21 protein-coding genes are annotated in these 23753 nt (G+C 36.9%); 18 read left to right on the forward strand and 3 right to left on the reverse strand.

Going from position 1 to position 23753, the window contains the following annotated elements; genetic code table 11:
* A partial coding sequence (locus LY60_RS14945) for an acetyl-CoA C-acetyltransferase (RefSeq protein ID WP_484346121.1) occupies positions 1-324 on the reverse strand: 324 nt, incomplete at its 3' end.
* A 267-nt stretch (positions 325-591) separates the two neighbouring features.
* On the opposite strand from LY60_RS14945, the gene LY60_RS14950 reads away from it, so the two are divergent.
* From LY60_RS14950 to spoIIR, 6 genes are all read left to right on the forward strand, one after another.
* A complete protein-coding gene (locus tag LY60_RS14950; protein ID WP_170226262.1) occupies positions 592-2280 on the forward strand; it encodes a sigma-54 interaction domain-containing protein in 1689 nt (562 codons plus the stop codon).
* A gap of 113 nt (positions 2281-2393) precedes the next feature.
* Positions 2394-2594 (forward strand): CLC_0170 family protein, encoded by a 201-nt coding sequence (locus LY60_RS14955; RefSeq protein WP_019228419.1) that lies wholly within the window; start codon positions 2394-2396, stop codon positions 2592-2594.
* An 8-nt stretch (positions 2595-2602) separates the two neighbouring features.
* The gene (locus tag LY60_RS14960) at positions 2603-4120 is read left to right on the forward strand and encodes a spore germination protein (RefSeq protein ID WP_145085689.1); all 1518 of its coding nucleotides are present in this window, start codon (positions 2603-2605) and stop codon (positions 4118-4120) included.
* A complete protein-coding gene (locus tag LY60_RS14965; protein ID WP_145085692.1) occupies positions 4121-5218 on the forward strand; it encodes a GerAB/ArcD/ProY family transporter in 1098 nt (365 codons plus the stop codon).
* 79 nt (positions 5219-5297) lie between these two features.
* On the forward strand, positions 5298-6407 hold the full coding sequence (locus LY60_RS14970; protein WP_145085695.1) for a Ger(x)C family spore germination protein: 1110 nt from the start codon (positions 5298-5300) through the stop codon (positions 6405-6407).
* A gap of 8 nt (positions 6408-6415) precedes the next feature.
* Entirely contained in the window at positions 6416-7120 is a 705-nt protein-coding gene (gene spoIIR / locus LY60_RS14975) for a stage II sporulation protein R (RefSeq protein WP_145085696.1), read from the forward strand.
* An 85-nt stretch (positions 7121-7205) separates the two neighbouring features.
* Here the strand turns inward: spoIIR and LY60_RS14980 are convergent, their stop codons facing one another.
* Together LY60_RS14980 and LY60_RS14985 are read right to left on the reverse strand one after the other, a co-directional pair.
* Positions 7206-8609: a sigma-54 interaction domain-containing protein gene (locus LY60_RS14980; protein WP_145085699.1), complete on the reverse strand. Its 1404-nt coding sequence runs from the start codon at positions 8607-8609 to the stop codon at positions 7206-7208.
* Positions 8610-8698: 89 nt separating this feature from the next.
* Complete coding sequence (locus LY60_RS14985; RefSeq protein WP_019228413.1) at positions 8699-9118, reverse strand: YwiB family protein; 420 nt, start codon at positions 9116-9118, stop codon at positions 8699-8701.
* Positions 9119-9431: 313 nt separating this feature from the next.
* Between LY60_RS14985 and kdd the strand changes: the two genes are divergently transcribed.
* The 12 genes from kdd to LY60_RS15045 all read left to right on the forward strand — a co-directional run bounded on the left by kdd (position 9432) and on the right by LY60_RS15045 (position 23736).
* Positions 9432-10472: an L-erythro-3,5-diaminohexanoate dehydrogenase gene (gene kdd / locus LY60_RS14990; RefSeq protein ID WP_145085702.1), complete on the forward strand. Its 1041-nt coding sequence runs from the start codon at positions 9432-9434 to the stop codon at positions 10470-10472.
* Between the two features lie 90 nt (positions 10473-10562).
* Positions 10563-11816 carry a lysine 2,3-aminomutase gene (kamA, locus tag LY60_RS14995; protein ID WP_145085705.1) on the forward strand — a complete coding sequence of 418 codons (1254 nt, stop codon included), beginning with the start codon at positions 10563-10565 and terminating at the stop codon, positions 11814-11816.
* 117 nt (positions 11817-11933) lie between these two features.
* Positions 11934-12962, forward strand: a complete 1029-nt coding sequence (kamB, locus tag LY60_RS15000; protein WP_145085708.1) for a lysine 5,6-aminomutase reactivase subunit KamB — start codon at positions 11934-11936, stop codon at positions 12960-12962.
* The gene (kamC, locus tag LY60_RS15005; protein ID WP_145085711.1) at positions 12959-14551 is read left to right on the forward strand and encodes a lysine 5,6-aminomutase reactivase ATPase KamC; all 1593 of its coding nucleotides are present in this window, start codon (positions 12959-12961) and stop codon (positions 14549-14551) included. The genes kamB and kamC overlap by 4 nt, the downstream gene beginning before the upstream one ends.
* 164 nt (positions 14552-14715) lie before the next feature.
* Positions 14716-16272, forward strand: coding sequence for a lysine 5,6-aminomutase subunit alpha (gene kamD, locus LY60_RS15010; RefSeq protein ID WP_145085713.1), 1557 nt, complete (start codon positions 14716-14718; stop codon positions 16270-16272).
* On the forward strand, positions 16272-17066 hold the full coding sequence (gene kamE / locus LY60_RS15015) for a lysine 5,6-aminomutase subunit beta (RefSeq protein WP_145085716.1): 795 nt from the start codon (positions 16272-16274) through the stop codon (positions 17064-17066). The genes kamD and kamE overlap by 1 nt, the downstream gene beginning before the upstream one ends.
* Before the next feature lie 238 nt (positions 17067-17304).
* A complete protein-coding gene (locus LY60_RS15020) occupies positions 17305-18465 on the forward strand; it encodes a sensor histidine kinase (protein ID WP_170226264.1) in 1161 nt (386 codons plus the stop codon).
* The gene (locus LY60_RS15025) at positions 18462-19109 is read left to right on the forward strand and encodes a response regulator transcription factor (protein WP_145085722.1); all 648 of its coding nucleotides are present in this window, start codon (positions 18462-18464) and stop codon (positions 19107-19109) included. The genes LY60_RS15020 and LY60_RS15025 overlap by 4 nt, the downstream gene beginning before the upstream one ends.
* A gap of 180 nt (positions 19110-19289) precedes the next feature.
* Positions 19290-20279: a hypothetical protein gene (locus tag LY60_RS15030; RefSeq protein WP_145085724.1), complete on the forward strand. Its 990-nt coding sequence runs from the start codon at positions 19290-19292 to the stop codon at positions 20277-20279.
* Positions 20280-20288: 9 nt separating this feature from the next.
* Positions 20289-21218, forward strand: a complete 930-nt coding sequence (locus LY60_RS15035) for an ABC transporter ATP-binding protein (RefSeq protein ID WP_145085727.1) — start codon at positions 20289-20291, stop codon at positions 21216-21218.
* 9 nt (positions 21219-21227) lie between these two features.
* Positions 21228-22601 carry an ABC transporter permease gene (locus tag LY60_RS15040; RefSeq protein ID WP_145085730.1) on the forward strand — a complete coding sequence of 458 codons (1374 nt, stop codon included), beginning with the start codon at positions 21228-21230 and terminating at the stop codon, positions 22599-22601.
* The gene (locus tag LY60_RS15045) at positions 22564-23736 is read left to right on the forward strand and encodes an ABC transporter permease (RefSeq protein WP_145085733.1); all 1173 of its coding nucleotides are present in this window, start codon (positions 22564-22566) and stop codon (positions 23734-23736) included. Before LY60_RS15040 ends, LY60_RS15045 begins: the two co-directional genes overlap by 38 nt.
* Positions 23737-23753 lie beyond the last annotated feature (17 nt).

The following is a 23753-nucleotide window of genomic DNA, read 5'->3' on the forward strand; positions in this document are numbered from 1 at the left end:
ATCGCATTGTCCGCTTTCCACAAATTGTGCAGCCATGCTCACTGCTCTTAAGCCTGAACCGCATACCATATTGATTGTCAGTGCCGGAATTTCTATTGGAACTCCTGCACCCAATGTAACCTGTCTTGCAACGTTTTGTCCAAGACCGGCTCCTAAAACATTTCCAAAATAAACTTCTTCGATTGCACTTGGCTCAATGCCTGCTCTTTTAATTGCTTCTTTGGCTGCAATCACGCCTAAGTCAACAGCTGATAACGGTGATAACGCTCCTCCGAAAGAACCTATAGGTGTTCTTGCTGCTGATACTATTACTGCCTTTCTCATAATTTGCCTCCTAAATTTATTATATATGATACATAAAGCAATTATCATGCCAACAATTAAATTATCCATTTATCGTTGATATATGTAGGAAGTTAAAAATCCAGGCAAATTATTTATAAATTCTTATATGCAAAATTGCATACAAAAAATATATAGTAATTGCAAAACTGCATATACTGGTTTATAATATGTATTGTTCACATTTAATAATAACACATTGTAAAAAAAATATCAATTGAAATATAAAATTTATAAATGAGGAAAATTATGAATTCAAAAAACATTGATTTAAACATGGGTTTTGTAATAACTGATGATAAGTTCAATATTTTATACTCAAACAATTTCTTTAAAACAAATATATGCAAAAATAATGAGGATATATTGAATAAAAAATTAACAGTTTTTTTTCAGGATATAAATGTTGATTCTGATGATGACCTTTATTCTGTAAAATACCGTGATAACTCGGTTTATTATGTGGTTCATAACAGGCTTAAGCTTCAGGGCAAGGATTTTTATGTTTTTTTCTTTTATGATTTTACCCTGGGCAATGAGCTGGAAAAACAAATAATAAGGCTCAGCAGCCAGCAATATCTTTACAATGAAATGCTCAACAAGCTTAAGGATGGAATATATATAACTGATGAAGAAGGTACAACCACATATGTCAATGATGCATTTTTGAACTTGTCGGGGCTTACCAGGGATCAGATAATAGGAAAAACCGTGTATGACTTAAGAAGGTTCAACATTCTTCCCAATTCATGCTGTGCCAAAGTAATAGAAACAATGGCGCCAGTTTCCACAATCAACAATTATTACAAGGGGCAGAGATGTCTGGTTTCAGGTTCTCCCATATTTGATGAAAAGGGCAATCTTGCTAAGACAATAGCTGTAATCAGGGATGTTTCTGAACTGGATGTGCTCATGAAAAATATTACAAAAGAAAAAAATCAGTTTATTAAAAACAGCGAAATAAAAAATATATCCAACAAGGAACCTTTTGTAGTAATAAACAATGAAAAAATGAAAAACATCTATACAAAAGCAAAAAAAATAGCCAATGTTGAGAGCACTGTGTTGATATTGGGTGAAACAGGAGTTGGAAAGGATTTTATTGCAACGTACATTCACGGCATAAGCAACAGAAGCAGTGGAAAGTTTGTAAAAATAAACTGCAGTGCTGTTCCGGAGCACTTGCTTGAGTCAGAATTTTTCGGCTATGAGGAAGGAGCTTTCACAGGAGCTCAAAAGGGAGGGAAAAAGGGACTTTTTGAGGAAGCAAACGGGGGAGTTCTTTATCTTGATGAAATAGGAGATATGCCCTACACACTTCAGGTGAAGCTTTTAAGTGCACTGAATGACCGAATGTTTTATCGCATCGGAGGAACTGCATCGGTTGAATTCAATGCCCGTATTATTGCAGCCACCAATGTGGATTTGAAACATCTTGTGGAAGAAAAAAAATTCAGGGCAGATTTGTACTACAGGCTTAACGTTGTTAATTTTGTCATTCCTCCTCTCAGACACAGGAAGGAAGACATTATTCCTCTTGCACATCAGTTCATTGAATATTACAACAACAAGTACGGCAAAAACTGCTATTTTACAACTAACTGCCTTGAACATTTCTTGGTTTATGACTGGCCAGGAAACATAAGAGAGCTTAAAAATATGATTGAACGTCTTGTGCTCATGACAGATGACGCATTCATTGACACAAATTTGTTTACTGAAAATCTCATGTTTAATGAAGGGGTAGAATCATTATCAGGAAACAACCATTTTATGCAGGAAGCCAAGTCATTAAAGGAAAGAATAGATGATTATGAAAAAGAAATAATAGAAACAACTCTTGCTTCTTCAAAAAACATGAAAGAAGCTGCCTTAAGGCTTGGAATAGACCTGTCGACCCTTGTAAGGAAAAAACAAAAATACGATCTCACCAAGTAACCGCTTAGGCGGTTTTTTTATTGCAGGAAAATTTTTCAATAAATTTTACCAATAATTGAATAAAAAAGACTTAAAATGCAAATATTACATATCAGAGATATACAGGAGGGGCCATGTTCTTTATAAATGATCTTAAACACATGATAAATACGGAAATAATAATTCTTTTCTTGATAATCAGCGGTATATTGATTTTTATAACCAGCAAGGATCTGAAGCGCAAAAATTATCACAGGGATTATAAAATAGTGCGCACTACGGGGATAGTTTACGGAATTCTTGCACTGGCAGCAGCTGCGGCAATATACATATAGGGGGAAAAATGAGCGAAAATAACAATAAAAACCAGAATACTACTAAAACAAACATTGATAAAGATCTGAATAAAAATGAAGCAAACTTAAGAAACATATTCAAAAATGCTGATGATATTGTCTTCAGAAAAATTGAAGGAGGACAAAATCAAAAAATCAACATGCTGTTGGTGTATGTGGACGGTATGACTACAAAGGAAGCAATTAGCGAATATGCTGTTCAAAATCTCATGATGAACTTGAATCTTGAAAACCTTGAGAAAAGTCCTGACAATGAAATTTTAAATGCTGTGTCAAAGACTAACATTGCAATTCTTGAGGTGAAGGCTCTCTTAACATTAGAAGAATGTGTGGACAAGATGCTTTCAGGGGAAACAGTGCTTTTGATCGACACATGCACAAAAGGTATCATGCTTTCATCAAGAGGCTGGCCAATGAGGGGAGTTCAGGAACCTTCGGCAGAAACTCTCATAAGGGGTGCAAGGGACGGATTCAATGAAACAATGAAAGTCAACATTACCCTTATAAGGAGAAGAATAAGGGATCCGAAGCTGAAGGTTAAATACACTCAGGTAGGCTCCAGGTCAAAGACTGACATGGCAATCATGTATATAGAAGACCTTGTAAACAAGACCGTTCTTGATACAGTGGAAAAAAGAATCAAAAACATCGATATTGAAGCAATTCTTGAAAGTTCCTACATAGAAGAAATGATTGAAGACGACAGCTATTCTCTTTTTCCTCAGATTGAAAATACAGAAAGGCCTGATGCAGCAGCTTCAGCGCTTCTGGAAGGAAGAGTTGTCATAGCTGTAGACAACACACCTACTGTACTTATTGCACCGGCCATTTTTGTTTCATTCATGCAGTCATCGGAGGATTACTATGAAAGGTGGCTTCCATCATGCATAACACGAATGATTAGATATGTGGCACTACCCATAGTAATGCTTTTACCTGCTTTGTATGTGGCTGTTACTCAGTTTCACCCAAACATGCTTCCAACGCAGCTAGCCCTTTATGTGGCTGCATCCAGAGCTAATGTTCCTTTTCCGCCTTATTTTGAAGCACTTTTGATGGAACTTGTAATAGAGCTGGTGAGAGAAGCATCAATGAGAATAACAACACCGGTGGGCTCCACCATAGGACTTGTGGGTGGTCTGGTAATCGGGCAGTCTTCTGTGGAAGCAGGGCTTATAACACCATTAGCTGTTATAATAGTTGCCCTTACAGCAATAGCTTCATTTACAATACCAAGCTACAATTTCAGCACAACACTTAGGATGATAAGATTTGCATTCATAATACTTGCAGCCGTATTCGGGCTGTTTGGTATATCCATAGGTTTAAGCGTGCTCATAATACATCTTTGCACACTTAAGAGCTGCGGGATTCCATACATGTCTCCGCTGTCAAGTTTCATTGAAAACAGAAGCGATCTGAAGGATACCATCATAAGGCCGAGGATAAAAAATATGGTCCGCAAACCAACATATCTTCAGGCAGAAAAAGAAAAGGGGAATTAAATGTTTAATCAGGATATTACACCTTATCAGAATATATCGATTTTAATATTGGTTTCATTTGCTTTTCAATCATTGCTGATGCCATCAATACTTTCAGAAATTGACGGTCCGGTGGGATGGATTTCCATTGCAGCTGCAGCACTGTTATTGTATCTGGCCATTAGACCGGTAAACAAACTCATGGAAAAACACAGTGAAGACACAATCATCAGCATTTCAAACAAGCTTTTTCCGAAATTTATATCAAAATCCATTGGATTATACTACATATTTATGTTTTTGATTTCAAACAGCATCCTTCTCAAGGACTTTTCGGAGCAGATAAAGCTGATGATGCTTTTTAATACTCCGCTGAGCACCATAATTATTGCAATACTCCTAACTGCAGGATACGCTGCTAAAAAAGGAATTCAGACTATTGCAAACATAACAAATATTGCTGTTATAGTTGCGCTTATACCCTATCTTTTGATAATAATATTTTCAACATATTATGCAGATTACACCAATATACTTCCGATTTATCCTGCTGATGTTGTTGGAGTTGCAAAATCAATACCTTTTGCAATGCTTGGTTTCTTTGGTTTTTCAATACTCATGTTTTCCAACAGCCGTGTGGCCATAAAGGAAAAGAATCTATTGATCAATAAAAGGTTCATTGTCATAAGTGCCATTCTTTATATAGCATGCTATCTTTTAATAGTTGTAAAGTTTGGAATGAAGGAAGCTGTAAACATGGTGTGGCCATTCATATCAGTAATGAAGTTTGTGAACATACCTGGTTTTTTCTTTGAAAGCACTGAAATTGTAGGTCTTTGTTTTCAAATTGTTGTTACATTCACCTGCATATGCATACTTTCATATTTTACAAACCTTTCCATGCAGGAAACTTTCAAAACAAGAGAAAACGGCTACTTCATATTCATTCAGATACCAATACTGTACCTGATGGCAGCAGCGCTTCCGGGAATGTACATGATGTTTCCATACATACGCATACCCATTTATGCACTGAGTGCACTGAATTTCCTCATACCGCTGTTAGTAGCGTATAAAAACAAATTAAGAGTGAAGAATGAAGAATTAAGAATTAAATGAAGGGTTTGTGCAGGGCACAAACCCAACGATAATTATTAATTCTTAACTCTTAATTCTTCATTAATAAAAAGGGGTTTATATGAAAAAGAAAAAATTAATTATAATGATGCTGGTAGCTGTGGCAACATCGCTGGTTCTTACAGGATGCTGGGATAGCGTAGAAATAAACAAGAGGGAATATCTGTTTGCTGTGGGAATAGACAAGGAAGGGGACACACTTAAGTTTACTGCTGAAATTCCAAAAATAAATGAAGGAAGCGAAGAACAAAGAATTATTTATTCCATGGAAAACAACAACTTTGCGGACTTTTACAACACAAGCTATCTTCATTCAGACAAAGCCATTTCAGACAGGTTGATGCAGGTTATAGTCCTCGGGGAGGAAACAGCAAAGGATCCGGAAATATTTAAAAAAATATTTGACGAAATACAAAGATCTCCTCAAATGAACAGAAGGGTAAAAATCTGCATTGCAAAAGGAAAAGCAGAAGACATTATAAACACAGAAATACCAAGCAACCCCATTGTGGGCAGATTTTTAAGCGACATGCTTGTGAAGCTTAAAAGGGAATCCTACCAGGACATATACACTTTTGATGAAGCAATACTTCATCTGGGTCAGACAGGAAATGCAATGATTCCTGTTGTTGAAATGAACGACAAGAGCCTTAAAATAGAAAGGGCTGCTGTAATCAAGGAATATGAGCTTCTTGGATTTTTGGAAACAGAAGAAGTGGAATCAATAATGCTTTTGTTGAATCCAACAAAGGCTAACATAAAGAACATAAACATTGAAGCTGACGAGAAAACTCTGGCTCTTGGGGCAGTGGATGTGAGCATGACGGAGGATATTGATTTAGACAAAGACAAACTAAATGTTGATTACTATATTACATTGTACTGTTATGTGGATTCATTCATTATAGGGGATGACAGCCTTGCAGATGAAAATTTCATGAACAAAGTGAAAGAAGAGTCGTTGAAAAAAATTTCCGACACCACATCTTCCACCATAGATAAGCTGCAGCATACATACAAGGCAGATCTTCTCAGGATAAAGGATGATTTGTACAAATTCCACAAGCAGGATTATGAAAAAATAATGGATAAATACGATGAGGTTTTTGAAGCAGCCGACATAAATGTTCATTTTAAAATGGATATAAAAAGTATAGGGCTGGTAAAATAGGGGGGAAAATGAGTTACAGAAAGAAAATATTATATTCGGCAGCATTTGTATTAATGGCAGCATTAGTTTCATACAGTGTTGAATCATACATGGGAATGGCAAAAATAAATGAAAAAGTTATCCGTCTTCACGTTATTGCAAACTCTGACAGCTTTGAGGACCAGCAGCTTAAGTACCAGGTCAGAAACAGCATCATAACAACTTTCAATAACCAGTTTAAAAATATCTCTTCAAAAGAAGACAGCGAAAAAATTATAATTGAAAAAATAGGCGATATCAGGCAGGAAGCAGAAACAGTGATTAAAAATGAAGGATATGAATATGAAGTGAACGTTTATTACGGAAATTACAAGTTTCCAAGGAAGCTTTACGAGGATATAGTCCTTCCGGAGGGTTACTACGATTCTGTGAGGATAGAAATAGGAATGGCCGAAGGGAAAAACTGGTGGTGTGTCATGTTCCCTCCTTTATGCTTTGTTGATTTCGGAAAGGATGAAAGTACACCGATTTTTGAAGTCGATACTGAAGCAAAACTCAGAGAAGTGCTGACAGAAGAAGAAATCGAGACTATAAAAACAAAAAGGGGATTAGAAGAAATAAAGTTGAAATCAAAAATATTTGAGTTTATAGAAAAAGGCAAGGTTGAAAATACAGGACTTTACTCCACTGACCGTTCTAAAACATACGCAGAATCAATTTCAATTAAGAATTAATAATGAAGAATTAAGAATTATGGTAGGCTTTGTGCATCTGCACAAAGCCATCATTCATTTTTAACTCTTAACTCTTAATTCTTAATTAATGAAAGGGTATATCCAGCTTCTTAATCTTGTATTGTAGAGTCTGTCGAGGAACATTTATGAGTTTTGCTGCTTTTGCAATGTTGTAGTCTGTCTGCTCGAGAGCTGAAATTATAATTTCTCTTTCCACTTTGTCAACAGCAACGTTCAATGGCTGTATTACACTAGTATCAAGAGAACTTGAGTATGTCGGGTGATAATTTTTGAACTGGAAGGGAAGGTGTTCTTCTCTTATGAGGTCACCGTCATACAAAGACACAGCACTTTCAATGGCATGTTCCAGTTCTCTGACATTTCCAGGCCAGCTGTATTCCATGAAAATATCCATTACTTCTTTGGAGATTCCGCTGAAAAACTTGCTGCACTTATCATTGTATTTTTTTATGAAGTGTTCAACAAGTATGGGTATGTCTTCTTTCCTTTTGCACAAATCAGGTATAACCAGTGTAATAACATTGAGCCTGAAAAATAAGTCCTGCCTTAGCTGCTTACTTTCAACAACTTCGTTTATTTCAGTGTTTATTGCTGAAATTACTCTCACGTCAACATCAACTGTGTTGCTTGAACCCACTCTTCGTACTCTTCCGTCCTGCAGAACTCTCAAAAGCTTTGTCTGAAGCTCCAGTGGCATGGAGTTAATTTCGTCAAGGAACAATGTTCCTCCATTTGCAAGCTCAAACAGACCAGGCCTGTTTTCTGCACCTGTGAAGCTTCCTTTAACTGAACCAAACAAAATGCTTTCCAGAAGATTAGATGGAAGTGCCGCACAGTTTTGAGCAATGAAGGGCTTATGCTTACGGTTGCTTGAGTTGTGAATAGACTGAACAAAAAGTTCCTTTCCTGTTCCTGTGCTTCCTGCCACCATTACAGGCGAATCAGACATAGCAGCCTTTAAACCAAGGGATTTCAATTTAAGCATTTCCTTATTTTGACCTATTATGTCAAGAAAGTTGAATTTTGCCAGTGGCTTTGAAGTTTTTTCAAGGCTTTCGCTTGTTTCGTAAAGTTCACGCTGCAGATTTACAATTTTTTCTGACAATTCCCTAACTTTTGTGATATTTCGTGAAACCTCAAGAGCACCAACTACTTTGTTGTTGTAGGTGATGGGAAGCGTTGAGTTTAATGTTGAAATTTTATCACCCTTGTAATTTACAAAATTTTGTTCAACATTGTAAATTGGTTTGCCGGTTTTAAGCACTTTAAGAATTGTGCTCGTGTCAAATGAAAGTGAAGGGTATACTTCAAGAATGTGCCTGCCTATGGCTTTGTCCACATCTATTTCATCCAGCTGCTTGGCAGCGACGTTGTAATATACTATTTTTCCGCTTGCATCAACTATATGAATTCCATCTGTAATGATATTAATTGCTTGAATTAAAGCATCAAAATATTTAATTTCCATAGCTCTCCTCTTTAGCGCCTAAAATTAGGCGTATAATGCCGAAAAATGGGCAACAATGTTCGTGTTTGTTGAAATGCGGTAATCTTTGTTTAAAATATATCAATTTTCAACTTGTTGTAACTTTCCTCTGCGCCGCCAAAAGTAATCTTGTATTCAACATATATTTGGCCTTTTCCAAATTCATTTAGTGAATTTTTATAAATTGCTGTAGTGAAATCAAGGTCAAATGTTCCATAGGGGGTGGTGTAAAGGTTGCTGTTCCTTGTATCCTGCTGAAACTCCATTTTGGAAGAATAAAGTCCAATCTTGGTCATAATCATTTTGTCTTTGTAAATTTTAAGCCTGGTCCTGCTTCCCTTGTTTTCTGTTATGTCGCTTTCATCATAATTTACTGTGAAGCATCCTCCGTGGTGTTCAAGAACTGCTTCAGTAATAAGCTCTATAACATCTTCGTTTCCAGCTTCGTCAACAGTCTGTGTAGTGGTTATTTTCAATTTTACCTTGTCCAATTTATCATCTCCTGATCAGGTTTTATTCTATTATCATTTGTACTGGATATTAATATTTTATTATTATTTCACAAATTGCGGTGTAAAATCAATAATTATGTTGTATACTGTTAATTATACCAAAGTTATAAGTGAAGAGCAATATCAAAAAGCTGAAAATTCGGCACTCAGTATTTTTTGATAAACTTTGTTAAAGTAAAAACACTGAAATATGCCTATTTTTATTTTTTTTAAAAGTTGGCATAATAATTGCACTATAATATTATGAATATACCCAATATTCACCCAATAATAAGCATTAATAGGAGGCGCTATGATTAAAAAAGGAAACCCATACGGAACTCACAGGGTTATAGAACCAAAAGGAGTGCTGCCACAGCCAGCTTTGAAAGTCGACAACACAATGGAAATATATGATAATGAAGTATTGATTAATGTTCAGACTTTAAATGTGGACTCAGCAAGCTTTACACAAATAAGTGACCAAGCAGGCGGTGACGTTGAAAAAATCAAAGAAATAATGAAGGGAATAGTTGCTGAAAGAGGAAAACACCAAAACCCTGTAACAGGATCAGGCGGAATGCTTATAGGCACAGTTGAGCAAATAGGACCTGCATTAGAAGGAAAGACTGATTTAAAAGTTGGAGATAAGATTGCAACTTTGGTATCCTTATCCTTAACTCCATTAGTAATTGAAGAAATACTTGAAGTAAGAAAAGAAATCGACCAGGTAGACATTAAAGGCAAGGCAATATTGTTTGAAAGTGGAATTTATGCTAAAATACCTACAGACATTCCTGAAAATCTGGCTTTGTCAGTTCTTGACGTAGCAGGAGCACCTGCACAGACTGTTAAGCTTGTAAAAGAAGGAGACACTGTGCTTGTTCTTGGTGGCGCAGGAAAATCAGGCCTTCTCTGCTTGTATGAAGCAAAGAAATTAGTAGGTCCAACTGGTAAGGTTATTTGCTGGGCACACAGACAAAGCTCACTTGATACTGTTAAAGAGCTTGGTTTAGCCGATGTTTGCATAGCAGGAGATGCTACAGACGCAATTGAAGTTTATGAAAAAATTATGGAAGCTACAGACGGAAAACTTTGTGATTTAGTTATAAGCTGTGTTTCCAGACCAAATTGCGAAATGTCTGCAATCCTTGCAACAAAGGATGAAGGAACAGTATATTTCTTCAGCATGGCAACTAGCTTTACAAAAGCTGCATTAGGTGCAGAAGGCGTTGGCAAAGACGTTAACATGATGGTAGGAAACGGATATTGTAAAGGACATGCAGAAATTTCTCTTCAAATAATGAGAGAAAGCAAAGAATTAAGAGACTTGTACACTAAATTATACGCATAATTTAAAGCAATTTATAAATTCAAATACTAATTAAGAATTATTTCTTAATTAGTATTTCCATGCTAAAAATAATAAAATGGAGGGATCATAGTGGCTTATTACAATGAAATCGAACTCTGGAAGGATGTAAAACCTGAAGAGTGGAGCGACTGGAAATGGCAGGTTGAAAACAGAATCGACTCTGTAGAAAAAATCAAACAAATAATCAACATCACAAAACAAGAAGAAGAAGATATATCAAAGGTGCTGGAAAAATTCAGAATGGGTATAACACCATATTATGCAGCACACATGGATAAAGATGACCCGAGAGATCCAGTTAGAATGCAGGCTGTTCCTACATTTACAGAAACTCACGTAAGTTCTGCAGACATGCTTGACCCACTGCATGAAGACACTGACTCACCGGCTCCCGGACTTACTCACAGATATCCAGACAGAGTATTGTTCCTTATAACAGACCAATGCTCTATGTACTGCAGACACTGCACAAGAAGAAGATTTGCAGGACAGTGCGATGATGAAGTTTCCATGGAAAACATCGACAAATGCATCGAATATATCAGAAAAACTCCTGTTGTAAGAGACGTTCTTTTGTCAGGCGGAGACTGCTTGCTGGTTTCTGACGAAAAACTTGAATATATAATCAAAAAATTAAGAGAAATACCTCATGTTGAAATAATCAGACTTGGTTCAAGAACACCTGTTGTTCTTCCTCAGCGTATTACAGACAATCTGGTTAACATGTTAAAAAAATATCACCCAATTTGGCTGAACACTCATTTCAACCATCCAAAAGAATTCACTCCTGAATCTATGGAAGCTTTGAGAAAACTTGCTGATGCAGGTATTCCATTAGGAAACCAGTCAGTATTATTAAGAGGAGTTAACGACTGTCCTCATATTATGAGAGAACTTGTTCATAAACTTGTTATGAACAGAGTAAGACCATATTACATTTATCAATGTGACCTTTCTCTTGGAATTGAACATTTCAGAACTCCTGTTGCAAAGGGTATTGAAATAATTGAGTCCTTAAGAGGACACACTTCAGGATATGCAGTTCCTACATTTGTTGTTGATGCTCCTGGCGGCGGCGGAAAAATTCCTGTAATGCCAAACTATGTATTGTCACAGTCAGCTGACAAAGTAATTTTAAGAAACTATGAAGGCGTTATAACAACATACACAGAACCACATCTTCCAGACATTGAATGTACATGCGATGTATGTCAGGGCAAGAAGTCAGATCCATTAACAGGAGTAGCAGGCTTGTTGCAGGGAAATGAATTAGCATTAGAGCCTACTAAACTGGCAAGAAGAGAAAGAGTTCACCACGAATAATACAATTAAGAATTATGCTGAAGAATGAAGAATTGAATGAAAGGATTTGTGCTTTGCACAAATCCTACCATAATTTTTAATTCTTAATTATTAATTCTTCATTATCAAAGGGGCAATATGAGATTAATTGAAGATATACTAAAAAACAATTATGAAACAGTATCGATAATCGGGCTTGCAAAAAATGCAGGCAAGACAGTGGCACTCAATTATCTCATAGAAGAGGCAGAAAACAACAATATTAATATTGGAATAACATCAACAGGCAGAGATGGAGAAAACACGGATCTTGTGACGCAGACACAAAAACCTTCCGTCTACGTAAGGGAAGGCATGTATGCGGCAACAGCCAAAAAAACTCTTCTGCTGTCTGATGCAAAGACAGAAATACTGGAAACAACAGGAATAAGCACTCCAATGGGAGAAGTCATAATTGTCAAGATAAGACAGGGAGGCAATATACAGATTGCCGGGCCTGTTAATGTTACGGATATGAAGTACGTGGCAGGGCGATTAAAACATTTTGGGGCACAAATTGTTTTTATTGACGGAGCAATTGACAGAAAGGCTGTTTCATCACCTGCAGCAACCGATGCCTGTATAATGGCAACAGGGGCGGTTTTAAGCAGGGACATGAAAAAAGTCATTGAAAAGACGGCTCACGCAGTTGAGTGCTATACTTTGAAACAAACAACGGATGAAATTAAAAGGATAGTTTCAAAGAAGAACAAAACATGCATCATATTGCATGATGGAAGTGTGATTGTTCCTGAAATTAAAACAAGCATAACAGGAGGCAAAAAAATAAGCGAGCTTATTGATGAGAATGCTGCTTGCGTGTTTGTCAAAGGGGCAGTAACAACCGCTTTGTTGAAAGATTTATGGGAAAACAAATATTTAAGAGGCATTGAAGTAATAATAGAAGATGGTACAAAATTGTTCACGGATATTAATGTGTGGAATGAAATGAGACAAAAAGGTCTCAAGGTTGTAACGCTTAACAGCATCAATGTTGTGGCTGTAACCTTGAATCCCGTATCTCCTGCAGGGTATTTTTTTGACAGTGCCTTGTTCAGGGAAAGCATGGAAAGACATATTCCAGCAGTGAAAATAGTTGATGTGGTGTCGGGCGGTGATGCAGAATGAAGCGTTTTATGACAGAGAACACGGCTAAAAATATAAACTTTGATTATATTTTCAGCGAGGTTAAACCAATTACCGAATATGGTATCAAAAAAAAGCAGGAAGCTTTACCTTTTTTTAAGGGTCAAGAGGCAGATCTTAAGAATGAGTTCAATAAAATAAGGGCATTTATTGAAAACAGAAAAAGGCGTGATATCATTGACGTGCTCAAACATATCAAGAACATATATGAAACAATAGAGAGGGCAAACAAGAATCAGGTTTTAGATGAAGTTGAGCTTTTTGAAGTCAAGAATTTCCTGATTCAAGTGCAAAGACTGGATAAAATTTTAAGAGGCATATCCATAAATAATTTAAAGCAGCTTACACCTCTGCCGCAGCTCTATGAACTGTTGGATCCATCTCATGAAAATCTGAACACATTTTATATTTACGATGAATATACGGAAAAACTTAAATCTGTAAGAAATGAAAAAAGACAAGTTGAAAAAGACATTAAGAAGTTAAAAACTGATATAAAAGATGATGTACAAAAAAAATACAACATCAAACTGAGCACAAGAGATGAAGCAACAATAAGCAAATCTCAGAAAGAAAAAGTCGAAGAAATGTCAATGGACACAAATCTTCGTGTATCAGGAGAAAACTATCTTAATGTGATTTTCAAAATCAAAAACAACGAGAGCATTGATTTACTGGAGCAAAAATACGAAGTTTTATCCAGGGAAGAAGAAGAAGAGGAATATAATATAAGGCAGGAAATTTCTTCTCAAATAAAAAAATATTATGGTGTGCTCATTGAAAATACCCGTGTCATAGGTGAAACGGATTATATAATTGCAAAAGCAAATTTCGCTCAGAAAACAAATTCCGTTGAGCCTGAAATAATTTCTGAGCTTCAATTGGATGTGAAGGGCGGAAGAAATCTTAAGCTTGAAAAGACATTGAAAGAAAAGCATGTGGAATATGTTCCTGTTGATTTAAACTTAAGAAAAAACGTCATATGCATTACAGGGGCAAACATGGGGGGAAAGACTGTATCCCTCAGGATGATTGGACAAATTGCAGCCATGGCAAGCTACGGTATGTTTGTGCCGTGTGAGTATGCAAAATTATGTCTTTTTGATCACATATATATATCAGTTGGAGACGATCAGTCCATTGAAAAAGGACTTAGTACCTTTGGGGCGGAAATAGTGAATTTAAAAGAAGCGTTGGAGAATTCTCTTGACAGGTGTCTTATTTTGGTGGATGAACTTGCAGGAGGTACTAATCCAAAGGAAGGATATGCAATCACAAAGGCTGTTGTCAACTATCTTAAAAAGAAGGATTGCATAACGGTGCTCACAACACATTATGACAATGTTGCAAATGATGATGAAGTTCAGAATTTGCAGGTTGCCGGGCTGAAGCTTCCTGATGAGGCTGATTTATTTGTAAACAGAAGCATTGAACAAATATCCAAATATATGGATTACAGGCTTATTGAAGTTAAATATAAAAGCGATATTCCAAAGGATGCACTGAAAATTGCAAGCATAGCAGGCATTTATCCGGAAATAATCGAAGATGCAGAAAATTATATTAATTAAGAATTAAGAGTTAAGAATTAATTGTATACATTAGACGCTGTCATTCTGAGGCGCAGCCGAAGAATCTCATGTTTTAAAAAAAGATGAGATCCTTCACTATCGTTCAGGATGACAGCTCGCTAATTATTCATTATTCATTCTTAATTACAAAAAAGGGAGGTAACATGGAAAGCAAATTAAACCTTAATCAAGGACTCATTGACAGCGCGCGTTCAGCTGCAAAAAATATAGCTGAAAATGTACAGCAGTTTATTGATAAAAACACAACTGTAACAGTTGAAAGAACAGTGGCAAGACTTATGGGAGTTGACGGCGTTGACGAAATCGACAAACCTCTTCCAAATGTACTTGTTGATAACATCAAGGAAGGCGGCGGACTGTCAAGAGGTGTAGCATTCTGGATTGGAAATGCTATGGTTAACACAGGACTCACTCCTCAGGAAATAGCAGAAAAAGTCAGTGCAGGTGAAATAGACATCACAAAGCTTCCAATTGCTGATGAGAAAAAAATCATGGATGCTGTTTATGAAACTGCAAAAATGATGGTTGAAAGAATAAAAAACAACAGAGCAAAAAGAGAAGATTATTTAAATACAATAGGTGAAGGACAGAAACCTTATCTATATGTAATTGTTGCTACAGGAAACATCTATGAAGATGTTCTACAGGCTCAGGCCGCTGCAAGACAGGGAGCTGACGTTATTGCAGTTATACGTACAACTGCTCAAAGCTTGCTGGACTATGTTCCATACGGACCTACAACTGAAGGATTCGGAGGAACTTTCGCAACTCAGGAAAACTTCAGAATAATGAGAAGAGCTCTTGATGAAGTGGGAGAAGAAATAGGAAGATACATCAGGCTGTGCAACTACTGTTCAGGACTTTGCATGCCTGAAATAGCAGCAATGGGAGCAATGGAAAGACTTGATGTTATGCTTAATGATGCATTGTATGGAATTCTTTTCAGAGACATCAACATGCAAAGAACATTGGTTGACCAGTATTTCTCAAGAATAATCAACGGATTTGCAGGAATAATCATAAACACAGGTGAAGACAACTACCTTACAACAGCAGATGCTGTTGAAGAAGCTCACACAGTACTTGCTTCTCAGTTTATAAACGAGCAGTTTGCTCTTAAGGCTGGAATTCCTGAAGAACAAATGGGATTGGGCCATGCATTTGAAATGAATCCAGCTTTGGAAAACGGATTTTTGTATGAACTTGCACAGGCACAGATGGCAAGGGAAATATTCCCTAAGGCTCCACTGAAATACATGCCTCCTACAAAATTCATGACAGGCAACATATTCAGAGGACACTTGCAGGATGCGCTGTTCAACTTCATATCAATTTGGACACACCAGGGCATCCAGCTTCTTGGTATGCCAACTGAAGCAATTCACACTCCTCATCTTCAGGACAGAATGCTTTCAATTGAAAATGCACAATACATTTTCAACAATGCTAAAAACATAGGCGATGAAGTTGAATTCAAGAAAGACGGAATGATTCAGAAGAGAGCTCAGGAAGTTCTTGCCAAAGCAGAAAACCTCTTGAAGGACATTGAAACTGAAGGAATATTCGACACAATCGAAAAAGGAAAGTTCGGCGGAGTTAAGAGAAGCTTTACTGGCGGAAAAGGACTTGCTGGAGTTGTTGAAAAAGATGAAAAATACTTTAACCCATTTATTGACTTAATGCTTGGAGGTGTGAAGTAATGGAAGGAATTCAAAAAGTTGATTTAACAAATGTAAAACCAGGAATTCAAAAAGTTGATTTAACAAATGTAAAACCTTATGGTGACACATTAAATGACGGAATGGTTCAGATGAGCTTCACATTGCCTGTACCATACGGCGACGAAGCAAGCGAGGCTGCAAAGCAGCTGGTATCCAAAATGGGATTTGACGAGCCTGCAGTTGTTTATTCAAAGGACTTAGGAGTTGGCTACACTTACTTCGTAATGTATGGAAAATGCACTCACACTGTTGACTACACAACAATTGAGGTTCCAAAGGTTGACATTGAGTTCATGGACAGACACCAGGTTGAAGATTATATAAAAGAAAATATAAAAAGAGATGTTGTTATTGTAGGAGCATGCACAGGAACAGATGCTCACACAGTAGGAATTGATGCCATCATGAACATGAAGGGCTTCGATGGAAATTATGGACTTGAAAGATACAACGGAATTGAAGCGATAAACCTGGGAAGCCAGGTTCCAAATGAGGAACTTATTGCAAAAGCCATAGAATTTAAGGCAGATGCAATTCTGGTATCACAGGTTGTAACACAAAAGGACGTACACATAGCAAATCTTACTCAGCTTGTTGAAATGATGGAAGCTGAAGGGTTGAGAGATAAAATGATTCTTGTGTGCGGAGGACCTCGTATTTCTCACGAACTTGCACAGGAACTTGGATATGATGCAGGATTTGGTTCAGGCAGCTTTGCTAATCATGTTGCAACATTTGTTGTAAAACAAATAGTTGAGAGAAACTTGATATAAACGATATAATTATAGTAGGAGTAATGCTCCAGCGGAATGGCAAGCCATTCCGTTTTTTTTGTTAGGCACTATATTTATTTGTCATTTTGTAGGGGCGTGCCTTGTGTCCGCCCGGGGTTATACTATACCTTGAAAAGCGTAAAAAGATGTTCTTACAATCTTGATAAAAATTTTTCACCTGTATGGAAATCCATATTCATATAATGTATAATGTACATAAATGAAGCAGGAGATTTGTATGGAAAAATATAAGAAATTTTTATACATCCTAAAGGCTGTAATATTCATATCATTATTCACATCTGCGCTTTACTTTGAAAGTGCAAAAAAGCAGCGCCTTATTATATTATGTTTATTGTTCATAGCTTTTCTTGTTACTAACATGGGGAAATACTTCATTAAGGATAAAAAGAGAGTTTATATCATGTCTTTTGCAGCGGATACAGCACTTATTTATTTAATTGAATTTAACTCAAGACTTCTTATCAATTACTTTTTTCACTCATTTTACATAATTGTACTTCTCGAAGCAACGCTTACATTACAACTTACAAGGGGAATAATACTTGGAACATTGATTGTTCTAGTTTCAATGATTAAGTACATATACTTGATTTACTATAAATTCAATTTATCAAGCGTGTCTCAGATGATGTTTTTTTTCATGATTAATATTTTAATCCTCATCATCGCATCTTTTGCTCAACAAAACAAGCAGGAGAAGGAAAAAAAGGACGTGCTCTACAAGGAGCTTCTGGATGCCCACAGAAAATTGAGAGAATATACTGATGAAGTCAACCGTCTTTCTGTAATTGAAGAAAGAAACAGAATTGCAAGAGACATTCACGACAATCTTGGACATAACATGACTGCGCTGATAATGCAGCTGCAGATGGCGGAGCATTACATGAAGACAGGTTCAGGCAAAACTCAGGAAATGCTTCAAAGCTCCATACAAACAGCAAGGGACAGCCTTTCCTCCATAAGAGAAGTTGTTGAAACTTTAAGAGGAAAAGAGAGAATAATATCACCGGAAAAAGCAGTCAGGACACTTATTGATGAATTTTCACAAAAGACAGGGGCTGAAATAAATTTAAATATAAGCGGAGAAGTAATAAATGATGTGAAAGCAGGAACTGCCCTTTACCACATATTGCAGGAAAGCCTCACAAACTCCGTGAGGCATGGAAGCGCCACAAGAATAGATGTTGAGCTTGATTATTCAGAAACTTCTGTAAGTTTTTCCATCAAGGACAACGGCAGAGGTTCTGAAAGCATAAAAGAAGGCTTTGGAATGAAGGGAATTCGCGAAAGGGTGGATGATTTTAAAGGCAGTGTTGAATTTCAGTCCCTTAATGGTTTTAACGTAAAAGGAATTCTGTATTTGGAGGATGTATGATAAAGTTACTGTTGGTTGATGATCAGGATATATTACTTGAAGGATTAAAGTTAATACTTGGCATGGAGGAAGACATAGAAATTTCAGGAACTGCCAACAACGGTAAAAAAGCATATGAATTTTGCAAGTGGAACATGCCGGATGTTGTGCTAATGGATATTCAAATGCCTGAATTAAACGGCGTTGAGGTGACAAAGATGATTCACCGTGATTTTCCTAAGGTCAAAGTAATAGTGCTAACAACATTCAATGATGATGAATATATTTATGATGCCTTGAAAAACGGAGCTTCAGGCTATATGTTAAAGGATACTTCCCCTTCTGAAATTGCCAGGGCTGTGCGCACTGTGTATAACGGCGGAGCCCTCATACAGTCGGAGGTTGCTGTAAAGGTAATAGACAAATTTTCAGAGCTTGCTAAGGAAAAAAGGGATAAAAGTATAGATCCAAGGACAGATTTGTTGACGGACAGGGAAAAAGACATTTGTCGTCTCATAGCAGAGGGAAAAAACAACAAGGAAATTGCAGATGAATTGTTTTTAAGCCAAGGCACTGTTAAAAATCACATAACAAGAGTTTTAATAAAGCTTGACCTTAGGGACAGGACACAGCTCGCAGTCTTCACAATCAAAAATGATTTGTAGATATTTAATTAAATATAGATTTTTCTAAGGGCGGACCTTGTGTTCGCCCTTGTCAGTAAGAAAAATAATGTGCCAAAAGTCATGCTTCACAACTTAATTATGTGATTTGCGATACTAGAAAACAACTTTCAATAAATATAAAATGGTATTGTAAGATAATAAAACCTACAGGAGGGTATTATGAAAAGACTATTATTTGCAGCATTGGCACTGATGCTTGTGATTTCACTGTCAGCATGCAATACCAGCAGTCTTGAAGAATATAAACAAGCATCGGAGAAAACGGATCAGATCACAAGGGGCAAAGTTTCTGGAGAGTTTGCAACTAAAATAGAACTCAACACTGAAAATATGACTGCTGAAGAAATAAAGGAACTTAATTATTACAAGGACATGAAGGGAAGCTTCAATGTTTCCTACGACGATGAAGCAGGAAAAAGCATATTCAGAAATTATCTCAACATGGGAGGCCTTGGATTTGACTTTGAAGTGTTCATAAACGGTGAAGAAATGTTTATGAAACTGCCGGTAGTTGGAAAATACATGAAGCTCGATGAAGTAGAGGCTAATGTTAATGTTGAAGAAAATGAAGAGATCATATCAGAAGAAACCATTGATTTTATAACACAAAAATGGATCAGCCTCATGAATGATGACGATGTTTTCAAGGGTAAGGATATAGTCCTTACAACTCCAGACGGAGAAGTCAAAACAACTGAGTATGTAATAAAATTAAATGATCAGCAGATAAAAACCCTGGTCAAGGATAGCACTGACATACTTTCAAAGGATGAAAAGCTTAAAAGTTTCTATAGGAAATATATTGAGAAAAGTTCAGAAGAATCAAATGTAAAATCTTTTGAAAGCATTCTTGCAGAATTTAAAATCGGCATAGACAATTACAACATTGAAAGCTTTATATATACTGCATATGTTGATATCGACGGATATATTGTAAATGAAACATTTGAAATTTCTGCTGCTGTCATTGACCCTGAAGAAAAGAATCTTAAGGCAATCAGTTACAAACTGAATTTGAACAATTTTGACATCAACAAGGAACAAAACTTTGATTTTCCTGTTTTGTCAAATGATAATACACTGAGTGTTGATGAAATGGATGAAAGTATGCCTGACATGATGAAGGACTTGTTCAATAATAAAGATTAGGGGTGTGTTATGTTAAAAGTTGAAAATTTATATAAAAATTTTGGAAAAGTCAATGCTGTTGACGGAGTCAGCTTTGAGGTAAAAAAAGGTGATGTGTTTGGGCTGCTGGGACCAAACGGTGCAGGAAAGTCCACAACCATATCTATGATTTCAACATTGCTGGCTCCTTCTTCAGGAGAAATATTGTACGATGGAAAAAGTATATTTGATAATCAGAAGTCAGTCAGACAAAGACTGGGGGTTGTTCCCCAGGAAATAGCTCTTTATCCTACCCTTTCCGGATATGAAAATCTCAGGTTTTGGGGAAGCATATACGGGCTTAAGGGAAGCGAGCTCAAGAATAGGATTGAAGAGGTTTCAGACATCATTGAGCTTAACGGCAGATTGAAAGACAGGGTTGACAAATACTCAGGAGGGATGAAGAGGAGGCTCAACATCGGAGCAGCCCTCCTTCACATGCCTGAGATGCTCATAATGGATGAACCCACCGTGGGCATAGATCCTCAATCAAGAAACCACATACTTGACACAGTTTTAAAACTTAACAATCAGGGCATTACAATAATCTACACCAGCCATTACATGGAAGAAGTGGAGTATCTCTGCAACAAGGTTTGCATCATGGATGAAGGAAAGATTATTGCTTCCGGAAGTCAGGATGAACTTGTAGAAATGATCAGAGAAAAAACACAGATAAATGTGAGACTGAACAGAGTGGATGGTTTAATATCTGAAAAGTTAAAAGAAATCAAGGGTGTGTCTGATGCAAGAATTTCTGATGACACTGTTGTGCTCCATGGAGATAATGCCGATACTCTTCTTGCTGACATTGCATTGAAGGTTTCAGAAAACGGAATGTTTATAAAGTCAATTGATGTCAAAAAACCCAATCTTGAAGCAGTGTTTCTTCATTTGACGGGAAAAGCCCTTAGGGATTAAGGTGAGCGTATGAAAATGTTAAGCATTATTATTAAGGATTTACGAACAATTTTAAGCGATAAACATGCAGTTGCAATAATTATAATCATGCCCCTCATATTGATGACAATATTGAGTTTTGCCTTGAAGTCTTCGTTTTCTGATGGTGACTATTTTGATGAAGGCGTGAAGATTGCAGTTGTGAAGCTGTATGACGGGGATGAGGATTCAAAGATGTTTGATGAAACCTTAAGAAACGGTATTTTTTCAAAAAATATGGGTGAAGAAACTATCACAAAACTTGGGGATTCAAGTCGTGATGTTGATCCTGAAAAAATATTCTTTCAAGAATTTCTTGGAAGCGATGAGGTTTCAAAAATAATATCATACCAAGTCGAAGATGAAAAAACTGCAATGGAGCTTCTTGATAAAAATGAAGTATCAGCTGTGGTTACTCTTCCTGAAAAATTTGTGTATGACATGAAAGTAAACCTTGTTACTCCATTCAGGAACAATGTTGATATAAAGGTTGAGGTGCATCCTGATAAAAGCATTGAAGGGGTGGTAGTAAAATCAGTGATGGAATCTTACTCCAGTGCAATGGCAACAGTCATCATAGGTAAGAATGTTATTATTGAACAAGCAATGGTTAATGGTGTAGGCGAACTTAAGAATTTAGACATTGTAATGGAAGAACTTACAAATGTGCTTGAACATATGGACATTGAAATAAAGGATGTAGTGGTTGAAGGAAGAAAAAGCATAACAAGCGCAGATTACTATGCTGCTGCCATGATGGCCATGTTTATTCTCTTTTCTGCAGGTCATGGGGGGAGAATGCTTCTGGAGGAAAAGGAAAATAAGACATATGGAAGGATGATAATGGCAGGAACATCAAAGTTCAGCATTTTGTCGGGAAAGTTTGTGGTTGTGTTTTTGCTTTGTTCCATACAAATAACAATAATGATAATTTACTCTCACTTTGCTCTCAAGGTTCATTGGGGAAATATTGTAAATACTGCAATAATCAGCGCTTCTGCTGCATTTGCTGTTGCAGGGCTTGGAGCTTTCATAGCTTCTGCAACTTTCAGAGCAGGCAACTTCAAACTTGCCAATACATTTGAGTCTGCAATCATACAAGGGATGGCTCTTCTTGGCGGAAGTTTTTTTCCCGTTGATGTTATGCCTAAAGTAATTCAAAACTTAAGTTTCTTATCCTTGAACGGATTAGCACTAAAATCTTATCTTAAGGTTATGATGGGGTACGGGCTAAATGATGTAATGAAAAATGTTGCGGCTCTTGGTTTAACAGGCATTGTATTTTTAATTCTCTCTGTTGCAATATTAAATAGAAAGGAGGAACATTATGTTAAGCATAATAAAGTTAAGACTGTTAAGGCTTAAGGATGACGTGCTGGTTTTCGTGCTTATGACCGGAATGGCACTTGTGCTGACGGCTGTGTTTGGAATCTCATTCAACACCTACAGGCCTGAAATTATGATAGTCGATGAAGATAAAAGCAATTATTCTGAAATGCTAATTGATGAGCTAAAAACAAACAATTCGTTTAATTTTATTGTGACTGACATGGATGAAGCCTCTAAAAGTGTTCAGGGAGGCAACGTAAGCGTTGCAATGGTTGTTTACGACGGTTTTGAAGAAAGTCTCATTTCAGGCAGTGAAGTGTCACTTGGGTTTATAAAAATAAAAGATGACACAATGATTCTTACCCTTCAGCAGGCAGTAACAAGCATTGCTTCAAAAATGGCAGGTGCAGTTAAAGTTGCAGATATTACGTCGGATTATATCAGTTCTCAGGATAATATGACTGATACAGAAGCTGTAAGAGCCAAGACATATGCAGGTGTCATGGATTCATGGAAGTACAAGAATCCTATGTATGTAATATCCACTATTGCCCATACAAAAAACCAGTCTGGTTACGACGGTATGAAGCATACCATGATAGGATTTACATTGTTTTTTTCCATGTACACCATGGTGTTTTCAATAGGAACAATATTAAGCGACAAGCAGTACAAGACATGGGAGAGGATGCTCATATCTCCGGTTTCAAAGACTTCCATACTTGGAGGAAGCATGGTCGTAGCGTACTTGGCAGGAGTTGTTCAGATGGGAGTGCTGATTTTGTGCGGAAACTACCTGCTTGGAGTTGATTGGGGAAACAGCATGTTCGGTGTATTGATGGTTGCAGCTGCATTCATATTTGCAGTAACGTCTCTGGGGCTTATGATGTCTGGTTTTGTAAAGACACAGGCTCAGCTTGGTGCAATTGTGCCGGTTGTTTTGACCAGCACATCCATGCTTGGTGGATGTATGTGGCCTCTTGATATAGTCAACAACAAGGCACTTTTGTTTCTGGCAGAACTTACCCCTCAAAAATGGGCTATGCAGGGAATAGAAGGAATAGCCAGCAAAGGAATGGGATTTGAAGCGGCAGTGTTTCCAACAATAGTGCTCATGGGTATGGGAGCCGTATTCTTCATAGCAGGAGTAAAGGTTTTGAAAACTGAGTAAATTGTATTACAAGTGTA

The sequence above is a fragment of the Sedimentibacter saalensis genome, from assembly GCF_007830175.1.
Lineage (GTDB): Bacteria > Bacillota > Clostridia > Tissierellales > Sedimentibacteraceae > Sedimentibacter > Sedimentibacter saalensis.